This window comes from Streptomyces sp. NPDC038200, from assembly GCF_055600785.1.
Map to the genome: position 1 here is coordinate 147,907 of NZ_JBVJYH010000008.1, position 24,974 is coordinate 172,880.

The window sequence follows — 24,974 nt, forward strand, 5'->3', positions numbered from 1 at the left end:
CCCGCACGTCCCCGCCGAGCTTTCAGCCCCGCACGCCCCGCAGAGCCATGGCCACCGCGGCGTCCGTCACCACCGCGGGGTCCTCCGCCGCGCCCAGCTCGATCCTGCGGACCGCCGCGTCCACCACCCCCTGCAGCAGCATCGCCGCCAGCCGGGGCTGCCCGTGTCCCATCTCGGCCAGCGCCTCGCCGATCATCGCGACCAGCTCCCCGTGGGCCGCCCGGATCTTCTCCCGGGCCCCGGCGTCCAGCTCGCTCGCGGAGATGGCCACGACCGCCCGGTGGCGCCGGTCCCCCACCAGCGCCAGCTGCCGGCGGACATACGCCTCGACCTTGCCCTCGGCCGAGTCGGCGCGCTCCATCGCCGCCGCGACCTCCGCCGCCCACACGGGGAAGTCGACCTCGCACAGCTCCTCGACCACCGCGGCCCGGGACCGGAAGTACTCGTACACGGACGACCGCGCCAGCCCCGTCCGCTCGGCCAGCGCCGGAAACGTCAGCGCTTCCGTCCCGCCCTCGGACAGCAGGCACCGAGCCGCGTCCAGCAGGGCGGCTCGCTGCATCGACCGGTGTTCGGCCACGGAGGCCGCTCGAATCCTTGGCACGTCGTCCACTGTACGGACACGCCGTCCCGTGAGGGAGGGCTCAGCGCCCGAAGCTCGCCAGCTTGGCGCGCAGCTGGAGCACCGACTTGGTGTGGATCTGACTGACCCGGCTCTCGGTGACGCCGAGGACGTTGCCGATCTCGGCGAGGGTGAGCCCCTCGTAGTAGTACAGGGTGACCACGGTCTTCTCCCGCTCGGGCAGGGTGTTGATCGCCCGCGCCAGGAACCGCCGCAGTTCCCGGTCCTCGGCCACCTCCACCGGGTTGTCGGCGGCGGTGTCCTCCAGCGTGTCCATCAGGCTGAGCCGGTCCCCGCCCTCGCCGCCGACGTGCAGCAGCTCCTCCAGGGCGACCACGTTGGCCAGCGACAGCTGGCTGAACACGGCGTGCAGCTCGTCGACCTCCATGCCCAGCTCGGTGGCGACCTCCCCCTCCGTCGGCGTCCGCCGCAGCCGCGCCTCCAGGGTGGCGTAGGCCCGCTCGACGTTGCGCGCCTTCTGCCGGACCGACCGGGGGATCCAGTCCAGCGCCCGCAGCTCGTCGATCATCGCGCCGCGGATCCGGGTGATCGCGTACGTCTCGAACTTGATCTCCCGGTCGATGTCGAACTTCTCGATCGCGTCGATCAGCCCGAACACTCCCGAGGACACGAAGTCGGCCTGCTCCACGTTGGGCGGCAGCCCGACGCTCACCCGACCCGCCACGTACTTGACCAGCGGCGAGTAGTGCAGGATCAGCTGCTCCCGCAACCGGTCGTCCCCCGTCGCCTTGTACGACCGCCACAGCTCGTCGAGCGTCGAGGGAGCGGGCGGTCGCACGCTGCCACCGTCCCGGGCGGCTGGGGGGATCGCCGCCCGGTCGGACCCGGAGGTGTGCTGGGGCATTCGTCGCCTTGTGCCGTTCTGCCGTGAAGTGCCGTGAAGTGCCGTGAAGTGGGAGGAAGTGCGGTGCGTGCGAGGAAGTGGGCTGACTGGGTGAGGTGTCGGTCTGATGTCGGGTTGGCGTGGTCTGCGTCACCGCCTTCGTGAGCGTAGCGTGACTGAGGAGTCGCGGTGTGCGAACAGTGCGGCACCACCCCTGCGCGGGGCGCTCGCGGCGGCCGTACGACCGCACCCCCCGGCTCGCTCTGCGTGACCGGCCCGAGGCGCCAACTCCGGGAAACGCCAAGGGCGTCGGGGGTTCCCCCGGACGGCCGAACACGGTCGGTCAGCATGGATGGCGACCGTCCCGGACCGAGATCAACGCCTGGCGTGTCAACTTCCAGCCATCGCCGTGTCGTTCGACGTAACCAAGTGCTCGGAGTTCGTACAGTCTCGCGATCGCCTCGTCGCGCGTGGTGCGCGCGTCGAGCGCGATCTCGTCGGCGGGGGCCGCGCGGTCGCCGGGAAGGGCGGCGAGCACACTGCGGGCGGCGGGGTCCAGCAGGTCACGCGGGAGGACCGGGCCGCGGCGGGCCGGCGCCAGGTCGCCCATGTCGCCCACGAGTTCCACGACCTCCGTGGCGTCGGTGACCAGGGTGGCCTCGCCGCGCAGCAGCTCGTGCACGCCGGCGGAGAGGGAGCTGGTGACCGGGCCGGGCACGCCCATGGTGAACCTGCCGAGGCGCTGCGCGGCCCGCGCGGTGGCCAGCGAGCCGCTGCGGGGGGCGGCCTCCACGACGACGGTGCCCCGGGTCAGCGCGGCGATCACTCGGTTGCGGAGGATGAACCGGCTGGGTGTCGGGTGATCGCCGGGTGGCAACTCGCCCACCACCAGTCCCTGTTCCGCGATCCGGCCGATCAGGGCGGCGTGGCCGCGGGGGTAGGGCTGGTCGACGCCGCAGGCCAGGACGGCGACGGTGGCGCCGCGGGCGGCGAGGGCGCCTCGGTGGGCGGCGCCGTCGATGCCGTAGGCGCCGCCCGACACGACGACCCAGCCGTGCTCGGCGAGGCCGCAGGCGAGGGTGGCGGCGGCGTGGGTGCCGTACTCGGTGCAGGCGCGGGCGCCCACGACGGCCACGGACCGCAGTGCCCACATGCGCAGGCTGGCCCGGCCCCGCACCCACAGCCCGAGGGGCCGCCCGTCCCCGAGGTCGTCGAGCTGGCCGGGCCACTCGGTGTCCCCCGGGCGCACGAACCGCGCCCCCGCGGCCCGGGCCGCCGCGAGATCCCGGCGCGGTTCGGCCCGACCGGCCCGCGCGACCAGCGCCGCCCACCGGGTTCCGCTCACCCCCGGCAACGCCTTGTTGCCGTCCCTCAGCCGCCGTACCACCTCCGCCACCCCGAACTCCCGGACCCACCGGCCACCGGTCTCGTCCCCGGGCTCGATCACCCGTCCGAGAAGGACCCGGCCGAGCAGTTCCCCGTCGGCCTCGCCGCCCCCGGCCGTCTCGGACTCCGACCGGCCGGTCCGTCGCCCGTCGTCCCTCATGCGGCGGCTCCCGCCGTGGCGGCGCCGAGGAGTGCGGCCACCGGTCGGGGCGGCCGGGCGCGGGCCGGGCGGGCGCCGCCGGGCGCCCGACGGCCGACGGCCGACGGCGCGGCCAGAGGGGCGGGGGCACCGCCGCCCGGACGGGCGCTGCGGTGGGTGCTCTCGCCGCTCACCTGCCGACTCCTTCCAGGACCGCACCGCGGCGGACGCCGGTACGCAGTTCCAGGGCGCAGTTCACGTCGTTCGCCGAGGGCCGGTCGCGTCCGCCCAGGTCGGCGAGCGTCCAGGCGACCCGGAGGACGCGGTCGAGGCCGCGGGCGGTGAGCAGGCCCCGGTCCAGATCCTCCTCGGCCTTGGCCAGAGCCCCGGGCGCCACGTGCCAGCGGGTGCGCAGTTCGTGGCCCGGCACCTCGCTGTTGGTGCGCCAGGGCAGTCCCTCATAGCGTCGGGCGGCTCGCTCCCGGGCGAACCTGACCCGGTCGGCCACCACGGCCGTCGGTTCGGCGCCGGTGGGCGAGCGGAGCAAGTCGGCCCTGGCGACCGGCTCCACCGTCACCCGCAGGTCCACTCGGTCCATCAGGGGGCCGGACAGCCGGGCGCGGTAGCGCTTGATCGAGGAGGGCCGGCACTCGCAGATGTCATCGCCTCGTCCGTGCCGGCCGCAGGGGCAGGGATTCGCGGCCAGCACCATCAGGAACCTGGCCGGCATCCGCAGCATCCCCGCCGCCCGGGCGATCACGACGTGTCCGGATTCCAGCGGCTGGCGCAGGGCGTCGAGGACGCTGCTGTGGAACTCGGCCGCCTCGTCCAGGAAGAGGACGCCGTGGTGGGCCAGGGAGACCGCGCCGGGCCGGGGCAGGCCGTTCCCGCCGCCGACCAGGGACGCCATGGTCGCGGAATGGTGCGGCGCGCAGTACGGGGGCACGTCGACCAGGGGATGTCCGGGAGGGAGCATCCCGGCCACCGAGTGGACCGCGGTGACCTCCAGGGACTCGCCCCGGCTCAGCTCCGGTAAGAGCCCGGGGAGGCGTTCGGCGAGCATCGTCTTGCCGGCGCCGGGCGGGCCCTTGAAGAAGACGTGGTGCCGGCCGGCCGCCGCGACCTCCAGTGCCGCCCGCGCCATGGGCTGGCCCGCGACGTCGGCGAGGTCGGGGGCGTGCGTGCCGGCGGTGGGGCCTGTGCCGAGCCCGGTTCCGGGGAGCGCCAGACCGGCGAGGAAGGGGTCGGGGCGGATCTCGCCCGGGACGGGTTCCTCGTCGGGGACCGGTTCGTCGGTGAGCACCGCGATCAGCTGACGCAGGCTCCGTACGCCGAGCACCGAGACGCCCGGCACCAGCGAGGCCTCGGGCGCCGCCGACTCGGGGACGACCACCTGTTCGTATCCCGCGTCCGCCGCGGCGAGGACCGCCGGCAGGATGCCCCGGACCGGGCGCACCCGGCCGTCCAGCCCCAGCTCTCCGATCATGACGATGTCGGCGAGCACGCGCGGGTCGATCCGCTCGGCCGCGCCGAGGACGGCGGCGGCGACGGCGAGGTCGAAGCCGCTGCCGCTCTTGGGCACCGAGGCCGGGCTGAGGCCGACGGTGAGCTTCTTCGACGGCCAGGCCGCCCCCGAGTTCACCACCGCCGCCCGCACCCGGTCCCGGCTCTCCGTCAGGCTCTTGTCCGGGAGGCCGACCAGGGTGAAGGCCGCCACACCGGGTTCGAGGTCGGCCTGGACCTCCACGACCACGCCCTCGACGCCGACCAGGGCCACCGAGCACGTACGGGCGAACGCCATTCAGGCCACCCCCCGCGCGTGCTCGACGCAGGGCGCGCCCCGGCGGGGCAGGAGCACGCCGACGAGGTCGATGCGGACACCGCCCGGCGGGGCTCCTCCGTGGGTCTGGACCCAGCGCTCGGCGAGTGCGCGGAGCCGGGCTGCCTTCTCGGGGGTCACCGCGGCCATCGGGTGTTCGTAGCCCCCGCCGCTGCGGGTCTTCACCTCGCAGACGACGAGCGCGTCACCGTCCCGGGCCACGATGTCGATCTCGCCGGACCGTCCGCTGCGCCAGTTGCGCTCCAGGATCGTCATCCCGGTCTCGGCGAGCCGCCGGGCGGCCAGGTCCTCGCCGTATTTGCCGATCGCTGCTCGTGCGTTCATGTCGGCACCACCTCCGGCGCCAACCGTCACGCATCCCGCCCCCAGATGTTGATCTTGGTGGACGACTCGGCGGTTGTGGAAAACTCCGTCACCCGAAAGGGCAACGCCTCACGAAGGCGTGGGCCGATCAGCCGCCCGGGAGTTCCAGGTCGCTCTTGTTCAGCTCCTCGATGTTCACGTCCTTGAACGTGAGGACACGGACCTGCTTGACGAAGCGAGCTGGTCGGTACATGTCCCAGACCCAGGCGTCAGCCATGGTCACCTCGAAGAACACCTCACCCTGGACCGAGTGCACCTGCATCTCGTAGTCGTTGGTGAGGTAGAAGCGCCGCTCGGTCTCGATCACGTATTTGAACAGACCGACGACGTCTCGGTACTCCCGGTAGAGCTTCAGCTCCATCTCGGTCTCGTACTTTTCGAGGTCCTCGGCGCTCATGGCATGTTCCCCTTCAGCCGTGCGATCCCACCATTGTGCGCCAGTCCCGGGAGCCCTCAGACGATTTCCGTGTCGAGGGTCACGGGCCTGGCCGGGGGACCTTCGACGAGCAGCGTGCGCAGCAGCTCGGCGAGTCTGGTCGGATACACCGTCTCATGTGCCCGGGTCAGTTCCTGACACGTCCACCAGCGTGCTCCGGCGACGCTGCGCCGCTCCAGTTCCGTCAGTCCCGTCGCCTCTGTCGCCGTCTGGGCCGTACGGGCCAGGTAGTACCACTCGTCCTGGTCCCAGCGGCGGCCCGCGAACGGGAACGAGCACCGCCGCCGCCAGAGCACCGGGCCGAGCTCGACCTCGGTGATGCCGGTCTCCTCGGCGAGTTCCCGCAGCGCGGCCTCCTCGCGCGTCTCGGTGCCCTCCAGGCCGCCGCCGGGGGTGAACCACCAGTCGTCGGCCGGGTCCTCCGGCTCGTGGCCGTGCAGGAGCAGGATGCGGTCCTCGGGGTCGAGCAGCACCACGCGGGCCACCCTGCGCGGGCCGTCCTCGCCCTCGTGCGCCTCCTCGGCCGGCCGCGGGGCCTCAGCGGGCACCGGCGGCCTCCGGGCGGGCCGTACGGGCGCGGGAGCGGCTCAGGCGCGCCGCGATCGGGCCGTAGGCGCCGCCGCCGAGGACCAGGACCGCACCGGCCACGACCAGCACCTCGATCGTGCGCAACGGGCCGGGCCGGGAGAGCGGGCCGAGGGTCTCGAAGCCGGTGGGGCGCTTGAGCAGGCCCTTCCAGGGCCAGATGACGGCGTCCACGCGGGCGGAGACGGCGCTGCGGGCGACGGTGCCCTGCGCCGCGTCGGTGAGGTGGGTGGAGGAGTCCAGGGAGCCCTGGCGTTCGTCGCCGAGGAGGAACAGCCGGCCTTCGGGGACGGTGACCTTGCCGAAGTTCTTGATCTCGGCGAGGCTGCCCGCGGGCAGGTACGGCTCCTCGATCTGCTTGCCGTTGACGGTCAGCTTCCCGTCGGTGCAGCAGGAGACGGTGTCGCCGCCGACGGCGACCACGCGCTTGACCACCTTGGCGTTGGTGACCCAGGTCTTGTCCTCGAAGACGACCACATCGCCGCGGCGCACCTCGTCGCCGTCGACACGCTGGGCCAGCACCCGGTCGCCGGCGTCGATGGTGGGGGTCATGGAGCTGGTGGGCACGGTGTACGGCCGGTAGATCACCGCTCCCCACGCGAAGCCGCCGAGGAACAGCACCAGCCCCAGCGCCACGGCCAGTCCGGACAGCCGCTGCCCGAGCCGGCCGCCGCCGGCCTGTGCCGTGCCGGTGCCGCCGCCCTGCGGGGCCGTACGCGTCATGCTCTCGCCACCCATGGACCCGCACCCTACCCGTCGGTTCCGAACGGGGGCAGCCCCTCTTTTCCGCACGCCCGGGGGCGCGGAGGCGGCTCCCGGGCGGGCAGGACGCGGGACGGCCCCGGCGGCGGCCGTACGCCGCCGCCGGGGCCGTCCTCGACGTGCGCCTGGCGGTCCGGGCAGCGCGGTGCGGCCCGGCGTCAGCGCTGCCCGGCGGGGGTCTTCCGGTCGGCCGCGGTCTCCGGCCGGTCCGTGCGCCGGCGCCGCCACAGCGCGACCGGCAGCACCGCGGCGACGGCCAGGCCCTGCGGGGCCACGGTCAGGGAGGCGGCGGCGGAGGACTGCTGGTCGAGGCCGGGCTGGTCGAAGGTGTCCGGGATCGGCAGGGTGCCCCAGCGGTTGATCGGCCAGGCCTTGACGATCGCCCGGCCGACGACCTTGTCGACGGGAACCATGCCGTGGTTCGTGTCGGACTGGTTGTAGCGGGAGTCGCGGGAGTTCTGGCGGTGGTCGCCCATCACCCAGATGAAGCCCTTGGGGACCTTCACCTTGAACTGGCCGCCCTGGTCGTCCACGCTGCACGGCGTGTTGCCCGGGTAGACGTACGGCTCGTTCAGCGCCCTGCCGTTGACCCGCAGCGGGCCGCTGCCCTTGCACTCGACCGTGTCGCCGCCGACCCCGATCACCCGCTTGATCAGGTCCTTCTCCTCCGCGGACGGCATCAGGCCGATCCAGCTGAGGACCTTCTGCACCGGGTTGGGGGTCGGCGTCGGCTCACCCGCCAGCCAGTTGTCGGGGTCGTGGAAGACGACGACCTCGCCGCGCTCGGGCTTGGAGCCGAACCACGGGGTGAGCTTGTCGACCAGGACGCGGTCACCCTGCTGGAGGGTGTTCTGCATCGAGTCGGACGGGATCGAGAACGCCTGCACCAGGAAGGTCTTGATCAGCAGCGCCAGGACGAGCGCGATCCCGATCAGGATCGGCAGCTCCTTCCAGAAGGAGCGCGGCTTCTTCGGCCGGCGTGCCGCCTCGTCCGTGTCCGCCGTACCGGCGCGGGGCGGCTGCTCGTCGTCCACCGTGCCGTCGTCACGCGTCGCCGTGTCATTCCCGGAGGTCATGGCGCCGTCCGGAACGGGAACGTCCGGCTCCACGGAATGCCCGCGGTGCTCCTCGCCGTCGTGTCCCGACCGTGCGCCTACCGCCACATCCCCCACGCCAACTCCTCACTCTGTGCCGCCGCCCGCTCCGCACGCGGTGCAGGCCCACCACTCCCATAACGAGCGGGAGTTCCGCAGGGGTCGGGAGTTGGGTCATTCCATTCGGATTCTCGGAGGCAACCCTATGCGACGGCCGGGTGGCAGCGGTCGTCCCCGACGCCGAGTCGGCGACGCTTGCGAAGGTTTTAGGTTCTTCGAGGCGCGTCCAGTGGCCGACCGGCCAGCCGATGATCATGGCCCTGCCGACCACGGAGTTCTCGGAGACCGTGCCGCCGTACGGCGTGTTCTGGTGGGCGCGGGAGTCCGCCGAGTTGTCCCGGTGGTCGCCCATCACCCACAGCCGGCCCTTGGGCACGGTGATGTCGAAGGGGGTGGAGGAGGGCGAGTTCCCCGGATAGAGGTAGTCGCCTTCGGTGAGCGGTACGCCGTTGACGGTGACGCGGCCCTGCGCGTCGCAGCACTTGACGTGGTCGCCGCCGACCCCGATGACCCGCTTGATCAGGTCCTTCTCGTTGTCGGACGGCAGCAGGCCGATGAAGGTGAGACCTTCCTTGAGCTGCTTGACGACGACGGGGTCGTTCTTCTTGGTGGTCTGCTCGTCCTGGAGCCAGCCGCCGGGGTCGTGGAAGACGACGACGTCCCCGCGCTGCGGCTCGGAGCCGAACCACGGGGTGAGCTTGTCGACCAGGACCCGGTCGCCGATCCGGATCGTCTGCTCCATGGACCCGGACGGGATGACGAACGCCTGGACGAGGAAGGTCTTCAGGACGAGGGCTATCAGGACGGCGACACCGACCAGCAGCGGTATCTCCCGAACGGCCGATCGTCTGCGCTTGCGCTTGACCTTGCGCTGCAGCTTGCGGCGCTCCGCGCGCGAGCGGCCGCCACCGGGCGCGGAGGTGCGGCGGGCCCCGGTGGGCAGCAGGTTGTCGGCGGGGTCGTTGGGCACCCCGCGCGGTTTGCCGCGGTTACCCATGGGCGCCCCCCGCCGGGGCGTCGGGCACGCGCGCGTACGCGGAGGGCCGGGTCAGACGCGTCCAGTGGCGGTACGGCCACACGATCCAGTCGGCCCGGCCGATGACGTCGCCGACGGGGATCATGCCGCCGCCGGGCGAGCCGAGGTGGTCCCGGGAGTCGCTGGAGTCGCTGCGGTGGTCGCCGAGGACGAACAGGCGGCCCGAGGGCACGGCGACGTCGAAGGGCACGCTGGAGGCGCTGTCCCCGGGATGGAGGAAAGCCGTCTCGTCGACCGGCCGGCCGTTCACCTCGATCCTCCCGTTCCTGTCGCAGCAGACCACATGGTCTCCCCCTACACCGACCACCCGTTTGATGTAGTCGGCGTCCCCGAAATACCCGGTGCCGTCGAACACAATCACGTCGCCGCGGCGCGGCTGGGCACCGAAACGGTACGCCAACTTATTTACGAGCACGCGGTCCCCGATCCTCAAGCCCTGCTCCATGGATCCGCTCGGAATCTCGAACGGCTGCACCACGAAGGTGTTGAGGAGGAGCAGGAACACCAGGCCGACGAGGAGGGTGAGGGTGATCCGGCCGCCCGGGAGCCGGTCGGCGACCCAGGCCGCCAACGCGAAACGCGACCGGCCCTCCCCACCCGGAGTACCGGGGTGGGAGGAGCGGTCGCGTTCCGTCGGCTGTGCTTCGGTGTCCATCGGAGCCAGATGCTATCCGGCTCCGCTGTGACCTCCGTAAAGCGCTCAGTTCTCGCGCTTCTCCTTGATCTTCGCGGCCTTGCCGCGCAGGTCACGGAGGTAGTACAGCTTGGCGCGACGCACGTCACCGCGGGTGACGAGCTCGATCTTCTCGACGATCGGGGTGTGCACCGGGAAGGTGCGCTCGACGCCGACGGAGAACGAGACCTTGCGGACCGTGAAGGTCTCGCGGACACCGGAGCCCTGGCGGCGGATCACAACGCCCTTGAACTGCTGCACACGGGAGCGGTTGCCCTCGATGACGCGGACGTGGACGTTGACGGTGTCACCCGGGCGGAAGGCCGGGATGTCGCTGCGCAGCGACGAGGCGTCGACGGAGTCGAGCAGGTGAGACATTTCGTCTGCTTTCTTCGCTGATGCCACAGGTCATCAACGGGAGCTAGGTGTACAGGAGGCTGCCGTGCGGGTCGGGACGGGCGTCGTGTCCCCCTGTGGCAGGGGCGCACGCCGGACGGACGCACAACAGCGGTCTATTCTTCCACGCCCTCGGTCCGGCGCCAAAATCGGCCGTACGGCTCCCCCGCCCGGTCCGGTTCCCAGCCCAGGATGGAGAGCATCTCGCGGTCCTTCTTGTCGAAGGCCTCGGGGTCGCAGCGCGCGATCAGGTCGGGCCGGTTGGCGGTGGTGCGCCGGAGGGCCTCGTCGCGGCGCCAGCGGGCGATCTTGCCGTGATGGCCGCTGAGCAGCACCTCGGGGATGTCCCGGCCGCGCCAGACGGGGGGCTTCGTGTAGACGGGCCCTTCGAGGAGGCTCGCCATCGCGCCGGGGGCGAAGGAGTCGTCGCGGTGGGACTCGGCGTTGCCGAGGACGCCGGGCAGCAGCCGGGCGACGGCCTCGGTGACGACGAGCACGGCCGCCTCGCCGCCGGCGAGGACGTAGTCGCCGATGGAGACCTCGTAGACCGGCATCCGGGTGGCGTACTCGTCCGTCACGCGCCGGTCGATGCCCTCGTAGCGGGCCGGTGTGAAGATCAGCCAGGGGCGTTCGGACAGCTCGACGGCCAACTCCTGGGTGAAGGGGCGGCCACTGGGCGTGGGGACGATCAGCGCGGGGGCCTGGGCGCCGGTCTCGTAGCCGTCGGCGAGGACGGTGTCCAGGGCGTCGCCCCAGGGGTCGGTCTTCATGACCATGCCGGGACCGCCGCCGTACGGCGTGTCGTCCACCGTGTTGTGCCGGTCGTACGTCCATGCGCGCAGGTCGTGCACATGGACGTTCAGCTGTCCGCGCGCGCGTGCCTTGCCGACGAGGGAGACGTTCAGGGGTTCCAGGTACTCGGGGAAGATCGTGACGACGTCGAGGCGCATCACGACTCGTCCCCGGAGCCCTCGGAGTCGCGCGCGGAGGCGATCTCGGCACGGTCGTCGATCAGCCCGGGCGGGGGGGTGATGACGGCCCTCTGCTCGGTCAGGTCGATCTCGCTGACGATCTCCTCCACGAAGGGGATCAGCACCTCGCTGCCGTCGGGGCGCTCGACGATGAAGAGGTCCTGGGAGGGCAGGTGGGAGATCTCGGTGATCCGGCCGACCTCCGTGCCGTCCTCGGTGACCACGTCGAGGTCGATCAGCTGGTGGTCGTAGTACTCGTCCTCGCCCTCCGGCAGCTCCTCCGGATCCACCTCGGCGATGAGCAGGGTGTTGCGCAGGGCCTCGGCGGCGTTGCGGTCGGCGACGCCCTCGAAGCGCAGGAGCAGCCGGCCGCTGTGGACGCGGCCGGTGGCGATGGTGAGCGGCCCGGCGGAGGCCGGGTCGGTGGCCAGGACGGCCCCCGGGCCGAGCCGCAGCTCGGGCTCGTCCGTACGTACCTCGACGGTGACCTCGCCCTTGATGCCGTGGGCGCGGCCGATCCGTGCGACTACCAGCTGCACGTGTCCAATTCTCCTGTCATCTCCTGCGTGACGTCCTGTTCGGCGGCCCGCCCGGCCCGCTCGCCGTCCAGCCCGCTCATACGACTCGGGCCGGGGACGGCCCAGTGGCCCTCCCCGGCCCGAGCCGGTTGCGATGAAGCGTCAGCGGACGTTGTCCACGTCGACCAGGTCGACGCGGACACCGCGACCGCCGATGGCGCCCACGACGGTACGCAGAGCGCGCGCGGTACGACCGTTGCGGCCGATCACCTTGCCGAGGTCGTCGGGGTGGACCCGGACCTCCAGCACGCGCCCGCGGCGCAGGTTGCGCGAGGCGACCTGCACATCGTCAGGGTTGTCGACGATGCCCTTCACGAGGTGCTCAAGCGCCTCTTCGAGCATGCTGCTCAGGCCTCGGTCGACTCGGACTCAGCCGCGGCCTCGTCCTTCTTCTCAGCCTTCTTCTTCTGGGTGATGGCCTCACCCTTGCCCTCGTCGTCACCGCCGAGCGCCTCGAACGACGGACGGGTCGACTTCGGCTCGGCGACGAGCAGCGGCGCGGGAGCCGGCTCGCCCTTGAACTTCTGCCAGTCGCCGGTCTTCTTCAGGATGGCGAGAACGGGCTCGGTCGGCTGCGCGCCGACACCCAGCCAGTACGCCACGCGCTCGGCGTCCACCTCGATGACCGACGGGTTGTAGGTCGGGTGGTACTTGCCGATCTCCTCGATGGCCCGGCCGTCGCGGCGGGTACGGGAGTCGGCGATGACGATGCGGTAGTGAGGCGAACGGATCTTGCCCAGACGCTTCAGCTTGATCTTGACTGCCACGGGAGTGGGTTCTCCTGGTTTTGACGTGGTTGGGCACGGCGAATTGCCGCGTGGGGTTGCGGTACCCGAGTGCCCGATGGACGCGTCAGCCGGAGGAGAGAGGGGTCCTGTGCGACTGTCGAGTACAGCCATCCATTCTGCCATACGCCGCGGGTCGCCTTTCGCCCCGGGTGCGTGAGCTGTGGCCGGGCATGCCGGGGAGGCACCCGGCGTGGAGGTGAGGACACGTCGGGTGCGCTGCCCGGTGCGGTGGAGCGGCCGTCCGCGCCGGCCGCGGCTGCCACGAGCAGCCGCGGCCTCAGCTCGCCGCCGCCCCCACGATCTCCGGGATCCGGAACGGCTTGCCGCAGCCGCCGCAGACGATGGGGGCCTGGGCCAGGACCGAGGGGACCACCCGGACGTTGCGGCCGCAGTCACACACCGCCTTGACGCGGACGCCGCCACCGGAGGAGCCGTGCCGGGCGGCCGGGCCGCGGAAGGTGCGGGAGGTGTCGGCCGAGGTGGCCGCCGTGTGGGCCTTCAGCGCGCGCTGCAGCCGGTCGATGGTCGGGCGGTAGCGCCGCTTCGCCTCGGCGTTCAGCGTGACCAGTGAGAAACCGCTGCTCGGGTGGGGTTCGTCGGGGTGGTCCAGGCCCAGCTCCTCGGCGATCGCAAGGAAACGGCGGTTGTGGTAGCGGCCGGCCCGGGAGGTGTCCCGGACGCCGCGGGCGGCTGCGATGCCGTGGACTGCCTCATGGAGCAGTCGCTCGAAGGAGAGCTCGTGACCGCACGCGGACGACGACTCTCCGATCAGGGACTCTGGCGCGGCGAGGTCCGGCAGCTCGGGGTGGTACCGCTGAATGTCGGCCCACGCCTGCGCCAGCTCCGCGGCGAGAACAGGTGGTGTCTGTGTCGTGCTCACGTAATGACAACGAGCGGGGGTGCCGCTGTGTTCCTATTCCGGGGCATCCCAAATAATTTGCACGTACCCGTCAGTTGCCGCTGATGCGTCCTGACGAGGGCGGGTGCGCTGATCTGCGGAGAAGCGGCACAGCTCCTACCAAGCTGGTGCGTAGTCCGCGCTACGCCTCGCCTGGGAGCCCTGATGCGACGGCGGTCGGCTGCGGCGCAAGGGGTGTTTCGGCCGCTCTCGGCACGCGACCTCACTCCGGTCAGCGTCCGCGGCCTCCGAGACGTTACCGCCCGGCGTCCCGGCCCCGGTCACCGGCCCGTCGCCCGCGTCCGGACACCGTACGGCCCTCCAGGTTGCCGGGATGTGAAATCTCGCCACACCCGCGTCCCGGCCCCAAGCCGGGCCCCACGACCCCTGGACGGCACCGCGAGCCGGGAGTTACCTGGCATAGGTGGGACGTGCGCGGGCACGGCACGGGGGCCACGCGACCGGTCACAGCGTCGAACTGTCGGCGGATTGGGGCGCTTACCTATGACACCTGCACTCGTGCGGCAGCACACGTCTCACGCGGGCTCCACCCCCCGCGTGGACCTGAGCGCACGCGCGCGTGACTGGTCCGAGATCCAGGAGCGCATGCTCGTACCGCTCTACGAAGCCGTGTACGACCGGCTCGAAGCAGGCCCCGCCACCCGGCTGCTGGGCCTGCGCTGCGGTTCCGGGCTCGCCCTGCTGATGGCGGCCGGCAGAGGCGCCACGGTCACCGGCGTCGACTGCGGCTCCCCCGAGCGGCTCGCCCTGGCCCGCGAGCGCCTGCTGCCGGGCGCCCCGCCCGGCGGCCCGGCGGGCGGCAGGCCCGGCCCTCGCGGGCGTACGCGTACGGCCGCGAGGGCGAGACTCCTCGACGGCACCCCCGGGGACGCGGTCGGCGCGGAGACGGCCGCGTACACGCTGGTGACCGTCTTCGAGCCGGTCGGCGGCCTCGCGGGCGACTCCGAAGGGCTCGGCGAACTGCTCGCCGCCGCGTTGCCGCGGGTCGCACGCGGGGCCGCCGTGGTGCTGGCCGGCTGGGGGCCGCCGGAGCGCTGCGCGACCTCCTCCGTGCTGCGGGTGGCCACCAAGCTGGCCGATCCGCTGCGCGGCGGGCGCGCCCGGCGGCCCGCCGGGCGCGACGACCTGGAGGAGGTCGCCGGGCGGGCCGGGCTGAAACCGGACGGCTCGGGGCGGGTGTCCTGCCCGTTCGGATACGCCGGGCTCGACAGCGCGATACGGGGGCTGCTGTCGACCGGCCTGTTCGACGCGGCGATCGCGGCGACCGACGCCAAGCAGGTCGACAAGGAGCTGACGGAGGCCCTGCACCCGTACCGGCGCCCGGACGGCACCGTCTGGATGCCGAACGTCTTCCGCTACCTCATCGCCCGCGTGCCCTAGCCGGGGACGGCCGGATCCCGCCGGGGCCCGCGGAGCCCGCTCCACCGGGGCGACGGCCCTAGGGTCTTTCGTTTGGATCAGGCCGGATCAGGGAGCGGGGTCCGGTGCCGTGCATCGCAAGGCGGAGGAGGGCGCCATGGCGGAGCCATGGCAACCGACGACAACGCGGCGAGGCGCGGTGCCAGGGCCCGCGAGCCCGGCATGATCCAAACGAGAGGCCCTAGGCGTCGACGTCCTTGGTCAGGCGCGTGATCCCCGCGATCCGGTACGCGTCCGCCTCCTCCAGCGTCTCCCGCTCCAGCAGGGCCTGCGCGAGCGCGTCCAGCTGCCCCCGGTGGTCCCGGAGTTTGCGGCACGCCTCCTCGTAGCACTCGTCCACGATCCGGCGCATCTCGGTGTCGATGACGTCCAGGGTCTGCGGGGCGGCGGCCAGGCCGTACGCCTGCTGGGCGTCGTTCGGGAGCGCGGAGAGCCGGCCGACCTCCTCGCTCATGCCCCAGCGCGACACCATCCCGCGCGCGATGTTGGTGACCTGCTCCAGATCGCTCTCGGAGCCGGTGGTGATCACGTCGTAGACCACGTGCTCGGCCGCCATGCCGCCCAGCGCGCCGATGATCCGTCCGCGCAGGTACTCCTCGGTGTAGGCGTACTTGTCCGCGTCCGGAGTCGACAGCGTGACGCCGAGCGCCCGGCCGCGCGGCACGATCGTGATCTTGCGGACCGGGTCGGCGCCCGGCTGGAGCATGCCCAGCAGGGCGTGCCCGCTCTCGTGGTACGCGGTGCGCCGGCGCTCCTCCTCCGGCATCACCAGCGGGCGCTCCGCACCCAGCTGGACCTTTTCCAGCGCGTCGGACAGGTCGGACCGGGTCACCCGCTGCTGGTTGCGCTTCACGGCCAGCAGCGCGGCCTCGTTGGCGAGATTGGCCAGTTCCGCGCCCGTCATGCCGGGCGTCGTCCGGGCCACCTGTCCGAGATCGACGTCGTCGGCGAGCGGGATGTCCCGGGTGTGGATCTCCAGGATGGCCTCGCGCCCGCCGCGGTCCGGCGGCGACACCTGGACCACCCGGTCGAAGCGGCCGGGGCGGGTGAGCGCCGGATCGAGGATGTCGGCGCGGTTGGTGGCCGCGATCACGATGACGCCCTCGGAGCCCGAGAAACCGTCCATCTCGGTGAGGATCTGGTTCAGCGTCTGCTCACGCTCGTCGTGCCCGCCCATCGACGCACCGCCACCGCGTGCCCGCCCGATGGTGTCGATCTCGTCGATGAAGATGATCGACGGCGCGACCTTCCGGGCCTCCGCGAACAGCTCCCGCACCCGGGAGGCGCCCACGCCCACGATCATCTCGATGAACTCCGAGGCCGAGGCGGAGAAGAACGGCACGCCCGCCTCACCGGCCACCGCCCGCGCCAGCAGCGTCTTTCCGGTGCCGGGCGGCCCCGCGAGCAGCACACCGCGCGGCATCTTGGCGCCCATGCGGCGATACGCGTCGGGGTTCTTCAGGAAGTCGACGACGTCGTTCAGTTCACCCTCGACCTCGTCGATGCCCGCCACGTCGGCGAACGTGGTGCGCTTCTCCCCCGGCACCAGTTCCACCGGCTTCGGCGGTGCCTTGCGGCCGAGCATGCCGCCCGCGCCGCCGAGCCCCGCGCTCATCCGCCGGGCGATGAACACCCACACGGCGATCAACAGCAGCATCGGCGCCAGCGAGATCAGCAGGTTGGAGAGGAAGCTCCGGTGCTGGACGACCGGTTCGGCCGTGACGTTGACCTTGTGCTTGGTCAGGTTCGCCCACAGGTCGTCGTCCGCGAAGGACGGCCGTTCGGTGTTGAACTTGGTGTACCCGCCGCCGCCCTCCGGGTTCTTCCGCTCCTTCTTGAGCTGGCCCTGGATGGAGTCGCCCTTGGCGTAGATCTTGTCGACGTTGCCGTCGTCCACCTGTCTGCTGAACTCGGTGTAGGAGATCGTCGGCTCGTTCGCCTGGTCGACGTACGACAGCACCAGGTTCGCGATCAGGTACACGATCAGCGCGGTGAGGGCCAGCCGCCACCAGCCTCCCCGCATCCTCCGCCCGCCCGGCGGCTGCGGCTCCTCCGGGGCGCCCTCGGTGCGCCAGGGCTGGTCCGGCGACTTGCGCGGCGGAGCGGGGTTCGTCATATCGGGACGGTACGACACCGGCCCCCCACCGGCATACGCAAGGGCGCCCCTCCACCGGAAGGGCGCCCCGACGACGTACGGGCCCGGTCAGCCCATGAACTTCTTGAACTCGTCCGGCAGCTCGAAGTCCTGGCCGTCCTGCTGGCCCGGCAGGCCGAAGGCGCCGCCGCCCTGCGCGGCGGCCTCGCGGCGCTGGGCCTCCTCCAGCTCCTGCTGCTTGCGCTTCATCGGGTTGCCGGAGCGCTGCTTGCCCTTGGCCTTCTTCGGCTGCTTCTTGGTACGGCCGGGGCCACCGCCCATGCCCGGGATCCCCGGCATGCCCGGCATACCGCCGCCCTGGGCCATCCGGGACATCATCTTCCGGGCCTCGAAGAACCGCTCGACCAGGCCCTTCACCGCGCTGACCTCGACACCCGAACCCTTGGCGATACGGGCGCGGCGCGAGCCGTTGATGATCGTCGGGTCCTGGCGCTCGCCGGGGGTCATCGACTTGATCATCGCGGCGATGCGGTCGACCTCCCGCTCGTCCAGGTTGTTGATCTGGTCCTTGATCTGGCCCATGCCCGGGAGCATGCCGAGCAGCTTGCTGATGCTGCCCATCTTCCTGACCTGTTCCATCTGGGACAGGAAGTCGTCCAGGGTGAAGTCCTGGCCCTTCTTGGACGCCAGCTTGGAGGCCATCTTCTGGGCCTCTTCCTGGCTGAACGTCTTCTCCGCCTGCTCGATCAGGGTGAGCAGGTCACCCATGTCGAGGATGCGGGAGGCCATCCGGTCCGGGTGGAACGCGTCGAAGTCGTCCAGCTTCTCGCCGTTCGACGCGAACATGATCGGCTTACCGGTGATCTGCCGGATGGACAGGGCGGCGCCACCGCGGGCGTCACCGTCCAGCTTGGAGAGGACCACGCCGTCGAAGCCCACGCCGTCGCGGAAGGCCTCGGCGGTGTTGACGGCGTCCTGGCCGATCATCGCGTCGACGACGAACAGGATCTCGTCGGGGCCGACGGCGTCCCGGATGTCCGCGGCCTGCTGCATCATCTCGGCGTCGATGCCGAGGCGGCCGGCGGTGTCCACGATCACGATGTCGTGCACCTTGGACCGGGCGAAGTCGATGGAGTCCTTGGCGACCTTCACCGGGTCGCCGACGCCGTTGCCCGGCTCCGGGGCGTACACCGCGACGCCGGCGCGCTCGGCGACGACGCTCAGCTGGTTCACGGCGTTCGGGCGCTGGAGGTCGGCGGCGACCAGCAGCGGGGAGTGGCCCTGCTCCTTCAGCCACCGGCCGAGCTTGCCCGCGAGGGTGGTCTTGCCCGCACCCTGGAGACCGGCCAGCATGATCACGGTGGGCGGCTGCTTGGCGAAGCGGAGACGCCGGGTCTCGCCGCCGAGGATGGTGACCAGCTCGTCGTTGACGATCTTCAGGACCTGCTGCGCCGGATTCAGCGCCTTGGAGACCTCGGCGCCCAGGGCCCTTTCCTTGACGTTCTTGATGAACGTCCGGACGACAGGAAGGGCGACGTCCGCCTCGAGGAGCGCGATGCGGATCTCGCGTGCCGTGGCGTCGATGTCCGCCTCGGACAACCTGCCCTTGCCGCGGAGGTTTTTGAAAGTCGCGCTAAGGCGGTCAGAGAGGGTATCGAACACGGTGGCGTCGGTCCTCGGGGTCGGAGACGGTTTGGGCTGCCCTCCAGAGTATCCGGCTGCGCAAGACAATCGCCCCCGACCATCGCATTGGGCGGGCCGGACCGCGTCCCCGCGCCGGCGGGGACCCTGCGCGGGACGTGTCGGCAGCGAGCGCACGCCCGGGATCACCCCCGCGGTCGCGGGGGTCACACCCGGTGAACGCCCGCCCCGAGCGCAGGGTCACGCCCGCAGGGTCTCCTCCAGCACCCGCGCCAGTGACCCCGCGTCCTGTCCCGGCAGGGGCGCGCCCGTGCCGGTCGTGACGTAGAACGCGTCCACCGCGTTCGAGCCCAGCGTGCTCACATGCATGCTCCGCACCCGCACGCCCGCCTTCTCCAGGGCCATCCCGATGCGGTACAGCAGGCCCGGGGCGTCCTGGGCGCGGACCTCGATGACCGTGGCGTGGTGGGAGGCGGCCGGGGCGACCGTGACGCGGGCCGGCGGGGCGATCCAGCCGCGGCGGCGGGGGTAGGCCGCGTCCCGTTCGGCGAGACGGCCGGCGATGTCCAGGCTGCCGTCCAGAGCACGGACGAGGTCGGCGCGCAGCCGGGTCGCCTGGGGCAGGGAGCCGTACTCGGCCGCGACCCGCCAGTTGAGGAGGAGGACCGTGCCGTCGTCGTCCACGTCGTCCGGGAGGCTGACGGCGCGCAGTTCCGCGGTGCGGACGGTGAGGCGGTGCACGGCGAGGACGCCGGCGACCGCGGGGAGCACGCCGGGCTGGTCGGGGACGGCGATGAGGAGTTCGACACCCAGGGGTTCCGGATCGCCGGACGGCTCCTCCTCGGTGACCTGGCCGGTCTGGGCGCGCAGGGCGAGGACCGGGCCGCCGGTGCGGAAGGCCTCGATGGCGAGACGCTCCTGCTCGGCGGTGGGCGCGGCCGGCTCCGGCTCGGCGAAGGCGTCCCCGGCGAGGTCGGCGGAGACCCGGCGGACGAGGTCGGTGACGAGCGAGCCGCGCCAGGAGGACCAGGCGGCCGGGCCGGTCGCCAGGGCGTCCGCCTCCGTGAGGGCGTGCAGCAGTTCCAGGGTGCTCTGGGTGCCGACCGCCTCGGCGACCGAGCGGACGGTGGCGGGGTCGTCCAGGTCACGGCGGGTGGCCGTCTCGATGAGCAGCAGGTGGTGGCGTACCAGCAGGGACAGCACGGCCACGTCCGACCGGTCGAAGCCGATCCGCGCGGCGACGTCCTTGGCGATGATCTCGCCGGCCACCGAGTGGTCGCCCGGCCAGCCCTTGCCGATGTCGTGCAGCAGGGCGGCGACGAGCAGCAGGTCGGGGCGGCTGACGCGGCGGGTGAGTTCGGAGGCGCGGACGGCGGTCTCGATCAGGTGCCGGTCGACGGTCCAGAGGTGGACCGCGTTGCGCTGGGGGCGGCAGCGGACCCGCTCCCAGTCGGGGAGCAGGCGGGTGATCAGGCCCTCGGCCTCCAGGGCCTCCCAGACCTCGATCGTCGGGCGGCCGGAGCCGAGGAGGGTGACCAGTTGTTCGCGGGCCTCGGCGGGCCAGGGCGTGGGCAGGGGGCGCGCGGTGGCGGCCATGCGCCGTACGGCGTGCAGGGAGAGCGGGAGGCCGGCCTGGGCGGCGGCGGCCGCGGCGCGCAGCGGGAGCACGGGGTCGCGTTCGGGGCGTGCGGCGCGGGCGAGGACCACCTCGCCGTCCTGTTCGACCACGCCCTCGGCGAGGGGGGAGCGCTCCGCGACCGGCTTGCCGCCGCCCAGCATGGCGCGCAGCCGGGGCCGCACGGCGCGCGAGCGCAGTACGCGCCCCACTTCACGCCAGGTGACGTCACTGGCGTACGCGATCACGCGCGCCGCTTCGTACACCTGCCGCAGCAGGGTGTCGGCGTCGAGCAGCTCCAGCTCGGCGGCCACCTGGTCCTGTTCCTGCAGGGCGAGCCGGTCGGTGGCGCGGCCGGTGGCCAGGTGCAGGGCGTCCCGTACGTCCAGCAGGCGGCGGCGGGCGTCGGCCAGTCCCTCGCGCGGGGCGTCGGCGAGCCAGGAGGCGGCGACGGCACGCAGGGCGGTGGCGTCGCGGAGGCCGCCACGGGCCTCCTTGAGGTCGGGTTCCAGCAGGTACGGGAGTTCACCCTGGCGTGCGGCGCGTTCGGCGCACAGTTCCTGGAGTTCGGGAAGGCGTTTGGGGGCCTGGTTGCGCCAGTCGGCGAGGGCGCTGGTGCGCAGGCCGGCGGTGAGGCCGGCGTCGCCGGCGAGGTGGCGGGCGTCCAGCAGTCCGAGGTGGACCTTCAGGTCCTCGGCGGCCGTCCTGCGGGCCTCGGCGGGGGTGCGGACGGAGTGGTCGAGGGCGAGACCGAGGTCCCAGACGGGGTACCAGAGCCGGTCGGCGAGGGCGGCGACGGCGCCGGGGTCGGAGCCGTCGTGCAGCAGGACGAGGTCGAGGTCGCTGCGTGGGGACAGCTCCCCGCGGCCGTAGCCGCCCACGGCGACGAGCGAGACACCGGGCCGGGCACCGGCCGCCGCGCCGAACAGTCCCGCGAGCCAGTCGTCGGTCAGTTCCGCGAGGGCGGTACGGCGCGGCGGCCCGGACCGCGCCCCCTCCGTGAGGAGGCGCAGCCGGGCCGCCGCGTAGCCGCCGGGTCCCGAGTCTTCCGTCTCTTTCCGTACTTCCGTACCGGTCACCCAGCGACTCCTGTTCCGTTTCCCCCGGCGTTCCCCCGACCCGGATTGTCCTGTGTCAGAGCGCGTCCGGCCCGCGCTCGCCCGTGCGGACCCGTACGGCCGTCTCGACCGGCAGGGACCACACCTTGCCGTCCCCGATCTTGCCGGTGCGGGCGGCCTTGACGATGACTTCGACCAGCTGCTCGGCGTCGTCGTCCTCGGCCAGCACCTCGATACGGATCTTGGGCACGAGGTCGACGGTGTACTCGGCGCCGCGGTAGACCTCGGTGTGGCCGCGCTGCCGGCCGTAGCCGCTCGCCTCGGTGACCGTGAGTCCGTGGACGCCGAAGGCCTGGAGGGCTTCCTTGATCTCGTCGAGCCGGTGGGGCTTCACGACGGCGGTGATGAGCTTCATGCGTCCACCTTCCGGTTCTGCGCGGCGGCCAGGGTCTGGGCGGCGACGGTCCCGGTGACACCGCCGCCGGCGCCGCTGAAGTCGTATGCGGTCTCGGCGTGCTCGGCCTGGTCGATGCCGGAGATCTCCTCGTCCTCGGTGACCCGCATGCCGAGGGTCTTGTCGAGCAGGAGGGCGAGGACGGCGGAGACCACCAGGGAGTAGGCGAGGACCGCGAAGACACCGGCGCACTGCTTCCACAGCTGGTCCCACGTGTGGTCGCCGTAGAAGACACCGGTCGCCTCCGACTGGCCCTTGCCGGTGGCGAAGAAGCCGATGAGCAGGGAGCCGATGATGCCGCCGACCATGTGGACGCCGACGACGTCGAGGGAGTCGTCGTAGCCGAACCGGAACTTCAGGCCGACGGCCGCGGCGCAGGCGACACCGGCGATGGCGCCGACGGCGATCGCGCCGAGCGGGGAGACCGCGCCGCCGGACGGGGTGATGGCGACCAGACCGGCGACCGCGCCGGAGGCGGCGCCGAGCGTGGTGAACGCGCCGTGCCGGATCTTCTCGTAGGCGAGCCAGGCCAGCATGGCGGCGGCGGTGGCGACCTGCGTGTTGACGAACATCAGCGCGCCGACGCCGTCGTCGTTGCCGAGCCAGGAGCCGGCGTTGAAACCGAACCAGCCGAACCAGAGCAGACCGGCGCCGAGCATGACCAGCGGGAGGCTGTGCGGGCGCATCGGGTCCCGCTTGAAGCCGACGCGCTTGCCGATGACGAGGATGACACCGAGCGCCGCCGCACCCGCGTTGATGTGGACCGCCGTACCGCCGGCGAAGTCGATCACACCGAGCTTGTAGGCCCAGCCGTCGGCGCCCCAGACCCAGTGCGCGACCGGTACGTAGACGATCGTGGCCCACAGGGTGATGAAGAGCGCCCAGGCGGAGAACTTGACGCGGTCCGCGAGGGCACCGCTTATCAGGGCCGGTGTGATGATCGCGAACATCAGCTGGAAGACCATGAAGACGAAGACCGGGATGGTGTAGCCGTCCCAGAGTTCCGTCAGGCCGATGTTGCTGAGGCCGATCCAGTCGGCGTTCCAGCCGAGGAGGCTGTTGCCCGTGCCGAAGGCGAGGGAGAAGCCGTAGAGCACCCACAGGATGGTGACGATCCCGAGGCTGATGAAGCTCATCATCAGCATGTTCAGGGTGCTCTTGACGCGGACCATGCCTCCGTAGAAGAAGGCCAGGCCCGGGGTCATGAGCATCACCAGGGCGGAACAGATGAGCATGAAGCCTGTGTTCGCGGACGACAGTTTGGGTGCGTCCGCCGCAAGCATGATGGCTGGTGCCATCGGCGTCTCCTCGTCGGTTGGTGCGGCCCCGTGCGGGCGGTGCCTGAGCGGTCCGGTCGGTTGAGGGGTGGGCCGGTTATGCGCCATGAGATTGGCGCAGCGCGGTTTCGGTGGAAGCCCCTCGTTGTTTCGCCGGGGTGACGAAGGCGCCTGGCGTGTTACGCGTCGATGAATTGCGAGATGTCCGGCTGCGCGATCGTTATCGTGGCGCAACCTTCCGCGGCGGATTCGCGCGCGGGATACGGACCGGCCGCGGCGGTCCTCTCGATGACCTGGCATGGGGGAGCCGAGTCGGGCAGTTCGGGAGGACCGGCCGCGGCCGGGGCATGGGGTGCTCGGGGTGGGTCAGACCGCCTCGGCGGTCTCGGGCAGGTCGACGGCCAGCTGCTCGGTGAGGTCGACCACGGCGGCGAGGTCGCCGTGGTCGCGTACGGCCGTGTCGACCGTTTTTCGGATACGAGTGTTCACACGTTCGGAGCGGACCTTCTTGGCGATCTCCATGGCCTGCGAGGCGTACTGCGTGCTGCGCTCGGGCTCGCGCTGGAGCAGGTGCACGGTGGCCATGCCGATCAGGTTGAGCGCGTACGACCGCTGGTGCTCGGCGTCCTCGGCGAACAGCTCCACGGCCCGCTGCATGAGCGGCTCGGCGAGGGAGGCGTAGGCGGGGCTGCGCCCGGCCACGTAGGCCAGGTCGCGGAAGGAGTGGGAGTTCTCGCCGTACAGCTCGGCCTCGGAGAAGAAGCGGATCCAGTCGGGGTCCGGCTCGTCCCACTCGTCGGCCTCGGCGAAGGTGTCCTCGGCCATGCGGACCGCGCGCTTGGTCTTGCCGGGCTGGCCCATGTTGGCGTAGGCGCGGGCCTCCATCGCATACAGCATGGACTGGGTGCGCGGGCTCGCGCAGTCGCGGCTGCCGTACTGGGCGAGGTGGATCAGCTCCAGGGCGTCCTCGGGCCGGCCCAGGTGGATCATCTGGCGGCTCATGCTGGACAGGATGTAGGAGCCGAGCGGCTTGTCGCCGGCTTCCTTCGCCGCGTGCAGGGCGAGGACGAAGTACTTCTGCGCGGTGGGCTGGAGGCCGACGTCGTACGACATCCAGCCGGCCAGCTCGGCCAGCTCGGCCGCGACCTGGAACAGCTTGCGGGTGGTGGCCTCGGGCTGGGGTTCCTGGAGCAGGTCGGTGACCTCGTGCAGCTGGCCGACGACGGCCTTGCGGCGCAGGCCGCCGCCGCACTGGGCGTCCCACTGGCGGAACATGCGCGTGGTGGACTCCAGCAGGTCCAGCTCGGGCTGGGAGAGCCGGCCCGGCCTGCGCGGATCGAGGGCGGCCCGGGGCTCGGGCGGGACCGGGGAGCCCGGGGTGGGCACGAGCCAGCGCTGCATGGGCTCGATGAGGGAGGGGCCGGCGGACAGGGCGAGCGAGGTGCCGAGGAAGCCGCGCCGGGCGAGCATCAGGTCGCTGCGGGAGAACTCACCGAGCAGGGCGACCGTCTGGGGGCCCGTCCAGGGCAGGTCGACTCCGGAGGCGGCGGGCGACTGGCGGGCGGCGCGCAGGCCGAGGTCCTCGATGGAGACGACGCAGCCGAAGCGCTCGGAGAACAGCTCCGAGAGGATGCGCGGGATCGGCTCGCGGGGGTTCTCGCCGTCCAGCCAGCGGCGCACGCGCGAGGTGTCGGTGGAGATGTGGTGGGCACCCAACTGGCGTGCCCTGCGGTTCACCTGGCGGGCCAGCTCGCCCTTGGACCAGCCGCTGCGCACGAACCACGAGCCGAGCAGCTCGTTGGGGCGCTTGTCAGCGTTCGTCCCGCTACCGCCGTTGCCGCCCACTGGAACGCCCCCACTCCCTGAGACCACTTGTCGCCTGATGCGCCAAGCCCTATCAGAATGCCGGTAAATACGGGCTCC

At 72.0% G+C, this 24,974-nt stretch carries 25 protein-coding genes; 1 reads left to right on the forward strand and 24 read right to left on the reverse strand.

All coding sequences use genetic code 11. From position 1 onward, the window contains the following. Nucleotides 1–22: 22 nt before the first annotated feature. The 18 genes from ACZ7KF_RS18915 to ACZ7KF_RS19000 all read right to left on the reverse strand — a co-directional run bounded on the left by ACZ7KF_RS18915 (nt 23) and on the right by ACZ7KF_RS19000 (nt 13,453). Nucleotides 23–580, reverse strand: a complete 558-nt coding sequence (locus ACZ7KF_RS18915; protein ID WP_471076317.1) for a TetR/AcrR family transcriptional regulator — start codon at nt 578–580, stop codon at nt 23–25. Nucleotides 581–644: 64 nt separating this feature from the next. Further along, nucleotides 645–1,487 (reverse strand): RNA polymerase sigma factor WhiG, encoded by an 843-nt coding sequence (gene whiG, locus ACZ7KF_RS18920; protein ID WP_225823156.1) that lies wholly within the window; start codon nt 1,485–1,487, stop codon nt 645–647. A gap of 322 nt (nt 1,488–1,809) precedes the next feature. Beyond that, a complete protein-coding gene (gene dprA, locus ACZ7KF_RS18925; RefSeq protein WP_471075797.1) occupies nt 1,810–3,012 on the reverse strand; it encodes a DNA-processing protein DprA in 1,203 nt (400 codons plus the stop codon). Then, complete coding sequence (locus tag ACZ7KF_RS18930; RefSeq protein WP_471075800.1) at nt 3,009–3,185, reverse strand: hypothetical protein; 177 nt, start codon at nt 3,183–3,185, stop codon at nt 3,009–3,011. Before ACZ7KF_RS18930 ends, dprA begins: the two co-directional genes overlap by 4 nt. Beyond that, the gene (locus ACZ7KF_RS18935) at nt 3,182–4,792 is read right to left on the reverse strand and encodes a YifB family Mg chelatase-like AAA ATPase (RefSeq protein WP_471075803.1); all 1,611 of its coding nucleotides are present in this window, start codon (nt 4,790–4,792) and stop codon (nt 3,182–3,184) included. The genes ACZ7KF_RS18930 and ACZ7KF_RS18935 overlap by 4 nt, the downstream gene beginning before the upstream one ends. Then, entirely contained in the window at nt 4,793–5,185 is a 393-nt protein-coding gene (locus tag ACZ7KF_RS18940) for a YraN family protein (protein ID WP_471075806.1), read from the reverse strand. Nucleotides 5,186–5,282: 97 nt separating this feature from the next. Continuing rightward, the gene (locus tag ACZ7KF_RS18945; protein ID WP_014675276.1) at nt 5,283–5,591 is read right to left on the reverse strand and encodes a DUF2469 domain-containing protein; all 309 of its coding nucleotides are present in this window, start codon (nt 5,589–5,591) and stop codon (nt 5,283–5,285) included. Between the two features lie 56 nt (nt 5,592–5,647). After that, on the reverse strand, nt 5,648–6,178 hold the full coding sequence (locus ACZ7KF_RS18950; RefSeq protein ID WP_471075809.1) for an NUDIX hydrolase: 531 nt from the start codon (nt 6,176–6,178) through the stop codon (nt 5,648–5,650). Continuing rightward, on the reverse strand, nt 6,168–6,953 hold the full coding sequence (gene lepB / locus ACZ7KF_RS18955; protein ID WP_471075812.1) for a signal peptidase I: 786 nt from the start codon (nt 6,951–6,953) through the stop codon (nt 6,168–6,170). The genes ACZ7KF_RS18950 and lepB (ACZ7KF_RS18955) overlap by 11 nt, the downstream gene beginning before the upstream one ends. Before the next feature lie 182 nt (nt 6,954–7,135). Continuing rightward, nucleotides 7,136–8,149: a signal peptidase I gene (gene lepB, locus ACZ7KF_RS18960; RefSeq protein WP_471075815.1), complete on the reverse strand. Its 1,014-nt coding sequence runs from the start codon at nt 8,147–8,149 to the stop codon at nt 7,136–7,138. Then, the gene (lepB, locus tag ACZ7KF_RS18965) at nt 8,037–9,128 is read right to left on the reverse strand and encodes a signal peptidase I (RefSeq protein WP_471075818.1); all 1,092 of its coding nucleotides are present in this window, start codon (nt 9,126–9,128) and stop codon (nt 8,037–8,039) included. The genes lepB (ACZ7KF_RS18960) and lepB (ACZ7KF_RS18965) overlap by 113 nt, the downstream gene beginning before the upstream one ends. Further along, complete coding sequence (gene lepB / locus ACZ7KF_RS18970) at nt 9,121–9,822, reverse strand: signal peptidase I (protein WP_471075821.1); 702 nt, start codon at nt 9,820–9,822, stop codon at nt 9,121–9,123. The genes lepB (ACZ7KF_RS18965) and lepB (ACZ7KF_RS18970) overlap by 8 nt, the downstream gene beginning before the upstream one ends. A gap of 45 nt (nt 9,823–9,867) precedes the next feature. Further along, nucleotides 9,868–10,218, reverse strand: coding sequence for a 50S ribosomal protein L19 (rplS, locus tag ACZ7KF_RS18975; RefSeq protein ID WP_471075824.1), 351 nt, complete (start codon nt 10,216–10,218; stop codon nt 9,868–9,870). Between the two features lie 134 nt (nt 10,219–10,352). Beyond that, a complete protein-coding gene (gene trmD, locus ACZ7KF_RS18980) occupies nt 10,353–11,186 on the reverse strand; it encodes a tRNA (guanosine(37)-N1)-methyltransferase TrmD (protein WP_471075826.1) in 834 nt (277 codons plus the stop codon). After that, a complete protein-coding gene (gene rimM / locus ACZ7KF_RS18985; protein ID WP_471075829.1) occupies nt 11,186–11,746 on the reverse strand; it encodes a ribosome maturation factor RimM in 561 nt (186 codons plus the stop codon). Before rimM ends, trmD begins: the two co-directional genes overlap by 1 nt. Nucleotides 11,747–11,887: 141 nt before the next feature. Further along, a complete protein-coding gene (locus ACZ7KF_RS18990) occupies nt 11,888–12,127 on the reverse strand; it encodes an RNA-binding protein (protein WP_029385578.1) in 240 nt (79 codons plus the stop codon). 5 nt (nt 12,128–12,132) lie between these two features. Further along, a complete protein-coding gene (rpsP, locus tag ACZ7KF_RS18995; RefSeq protein ID WP_471075832.1) occupies nt 12,133–12,552 on the reverse strand; it encodes a 30S ribosomal protein S16 in 420 nt (139 codons plus the stop codon). A gap of 298 nt (nt 12,553–12,850) precedes the next feature. Beyond that, entirely contained in the window at nt 12,851–13,453 is a 603-nt protein-coding gene (locus ACZ7KF_RS19000) for a hypothetical protein (RefSeq protein WP_471075835.1), read from the reverse strand. A 522-nt stretch (nt 13,454–13,975) separates the two neighbouring features. On the opposite strand from ACZ7KF_RS19000, the gene ACZ7KF_RS19005 reads away from it, so the two are divergent. Continuing rightward, nucleotides 13,976–14,872 (forward strand): class I SAM-dependent methyltransferase, encoded by an 897-nt coding sequence (locus tag ACZ7KF_RS19005; protein ID WP_471075838.1) that lies wholly within the window; start codon nt 13,976–13,978, stop codon nt 14,870–14,872. Between the two features lie 220 nt (nt 14,873–15,092). Here the strand turns inward: ACZ7KF_RS19005 and ftsH are convergent, their stop codons facing one another. From ftsH to nsdA, 6 genes are all read right to left on the reverse strand, one after another. Next, the gene (ftsH, locus tag ACZ7KF_RS19010) at nt 15,093–17,027 is read right to left on the reverse strand and encodes an ATP-dependent zinc metalloprotease FtsH (protein WP_471075841.1); all 1,935 of its coding nucleotides are present in this window, start codon (nt 17,025–17,027) and stop codon (nt 15,093–15,095) included. A gap of 87 nt (nt 17,028–17,114) precedes the next feature. Beyond that, the gene (gene ffh, locus ACZ7KF_RS19015) at nt 17,115–18,668 is read right to left on the reverse strand and encodes a signal recognition particle protein (RefSeq protein ID WP_471075844.1); all 1,554 of its coding nucleotides are present in this window, start codon (nt 18,666–18,668) and stop codon (nt 17,115–17,117) included. Between the two features lie 219 nt (nt 18,669–18,887). After that, on the reverse strand, nt 18,888–21,341 hold the full coding sequence (locus ACZ7KF_RS19020; protein ID WP_471075847.1) for a [protein-PII] uridylyltransferase: 2,454 nt from the start codon (nt 21,339–21,341) through the stop codon (nt 18,888–18,890). 55 nt (nt 21,342–21,396) lie between these two features. Further along, nucleotides 21,397–21,735 carry a P-II family nitrogen regulator gene (locus ACZ7KF_RS19025; protein WP_100828472.1) on the reverse strand — a complete coding sequence of 113 codons (339 nt, stop codon included), beginning with the start codon at nt 21,733–21,735 and terminating at the stop codon, nt 21,397–21,399. Beyond that, complete coding sequence (locus tag ACZ7KF_RS19030; protein WP_471075850.1) at nt 21,732–23,072, reverse strand: ammonium transporter; 1,341 nt, start codon at nt 23,070–23,072, stop codon at nt 21,732–21,734. The genes ACZ7KF_RS19025 and ACZ7KF_RS19030 overlap by 4 nt, the downstream gene beginning before the upstream one ends. A 345-nt stretch (nt 23,073–23,417) precedes the next feature. Further along, a complete protein-coding gene (nsdA, locus tag ACZ7KF_RS19035) occupies nt 23,418–24,896 on the reverse strand; it encodes a transcriptional repressor NsdA (RefSeq protein ID WP_471075853.1) in 1,479 nt (492 codons plus the stop codon). Nucleotides 24,897–24,974: the final 78 nt, after the last annotated feature.

Excerpts from the sequence above, each read along its gene's own strand:
- whiG (WP_225823156.1), bottom strand. The coding sequence starts at position 1,487 with ATGCCCCAGCACACCTCCGGGTCCGACCGGGCGGCGATCCCCCCAGCC.
- dprA (WP_471075797.1), bottom strand. The coding sequence starts at position 3,012 with ATGAGGGACGACGGGCGACGGACCGGCCGGTCGGAGTCCGAGACGGCC.
- ACZ7KF_RS18935 (WP_471075803.1), bottom strand. The coding sequence starts at position 4,792 with ATGGCGTTCGCCCGTACGTGCTCGGTGGCCCTGGTCGGCGTCGAGGGC.
- ACZ7KF_RS18945 (WP_014675276.1), bottom strand. The coding sequence starts at position 5,591 with ATGAGCGCCGAGGACCTCGAAAAGTACGAGACCGAGATGGAGCTGAAG.
- lepB (WP_471075812.1), bottom strand. The coding sequence starts at position 6,953 with ATGGGTGGCGAGAGCATGACGCGTACGGCCCCGCAGGGCGGCGGCACC.
- lepB (WP_471075818.1), bottom strand. The coding sequence starts at position 9,128 with ATGGGTAACCGCGGCAAACCGCGCGGGGTGCCCAACGACCCCGCCGAC.
- lepB (WP_471075821.1), bottom strand. The coding sequence starts at position 9,822 with ATGGACACCGAAGCACAGCCGACGGAACGCGACCGCTCCTCCCACCCC.
- rplS (WP_471075824.1), bottom strand. The coding sequence starts at position 10,218 with ATGTCTCACCTGCTCGACTCCGTCGACGCCTCGTCGCTGCGCAGCGAC.
- trmD (WP_471075826.1), bottom strand. The coding sequence starts at position 11,186 with ATGCGCCTCGACGTCGTCACGATCTTCCCCGAGTACCTGGAACCCCTG.
- ACZ7KF_RS18990 (WP_029385578.1), bottom strand. The coding sequence starts at position 12,127 with ATGCTCGAAGAGGCGCTTGAGCACCTCGTGAAGGGCATCGTCGACAAC.
- ACZ7KF_RS19005 (WP_471075838.1), top strand. The coding sequence starts at position 13,976 with ATGACACCTGCACTCGTGCGGCAGCACACGTCTCACGCGGGCTCCACC.
- ftsH (WP_471075841.1), bottom strand. The coding sequence starts at position 17,027 with ATGACGAACCCCGCTCCGCCGCGCAAGTCGCCGGACCAGCCCTGGCGC.
- ACZ7KF_RS19025 (WP_100828472.1), bottom strand. The coding sequence starts at position 21,735 with ATGAAGCTCATCACCGCCGTCGTGAAGCCCCACCGGCTCGACGAGATC.
- ACZ7KF_RS19030 (WP_471075850.1), bottom strand. The coding sequence starts at position 23,072 with ATGGCACCAGCCATCATGCTTGCGGCGGACGCACCCAAACTGTCGTCC.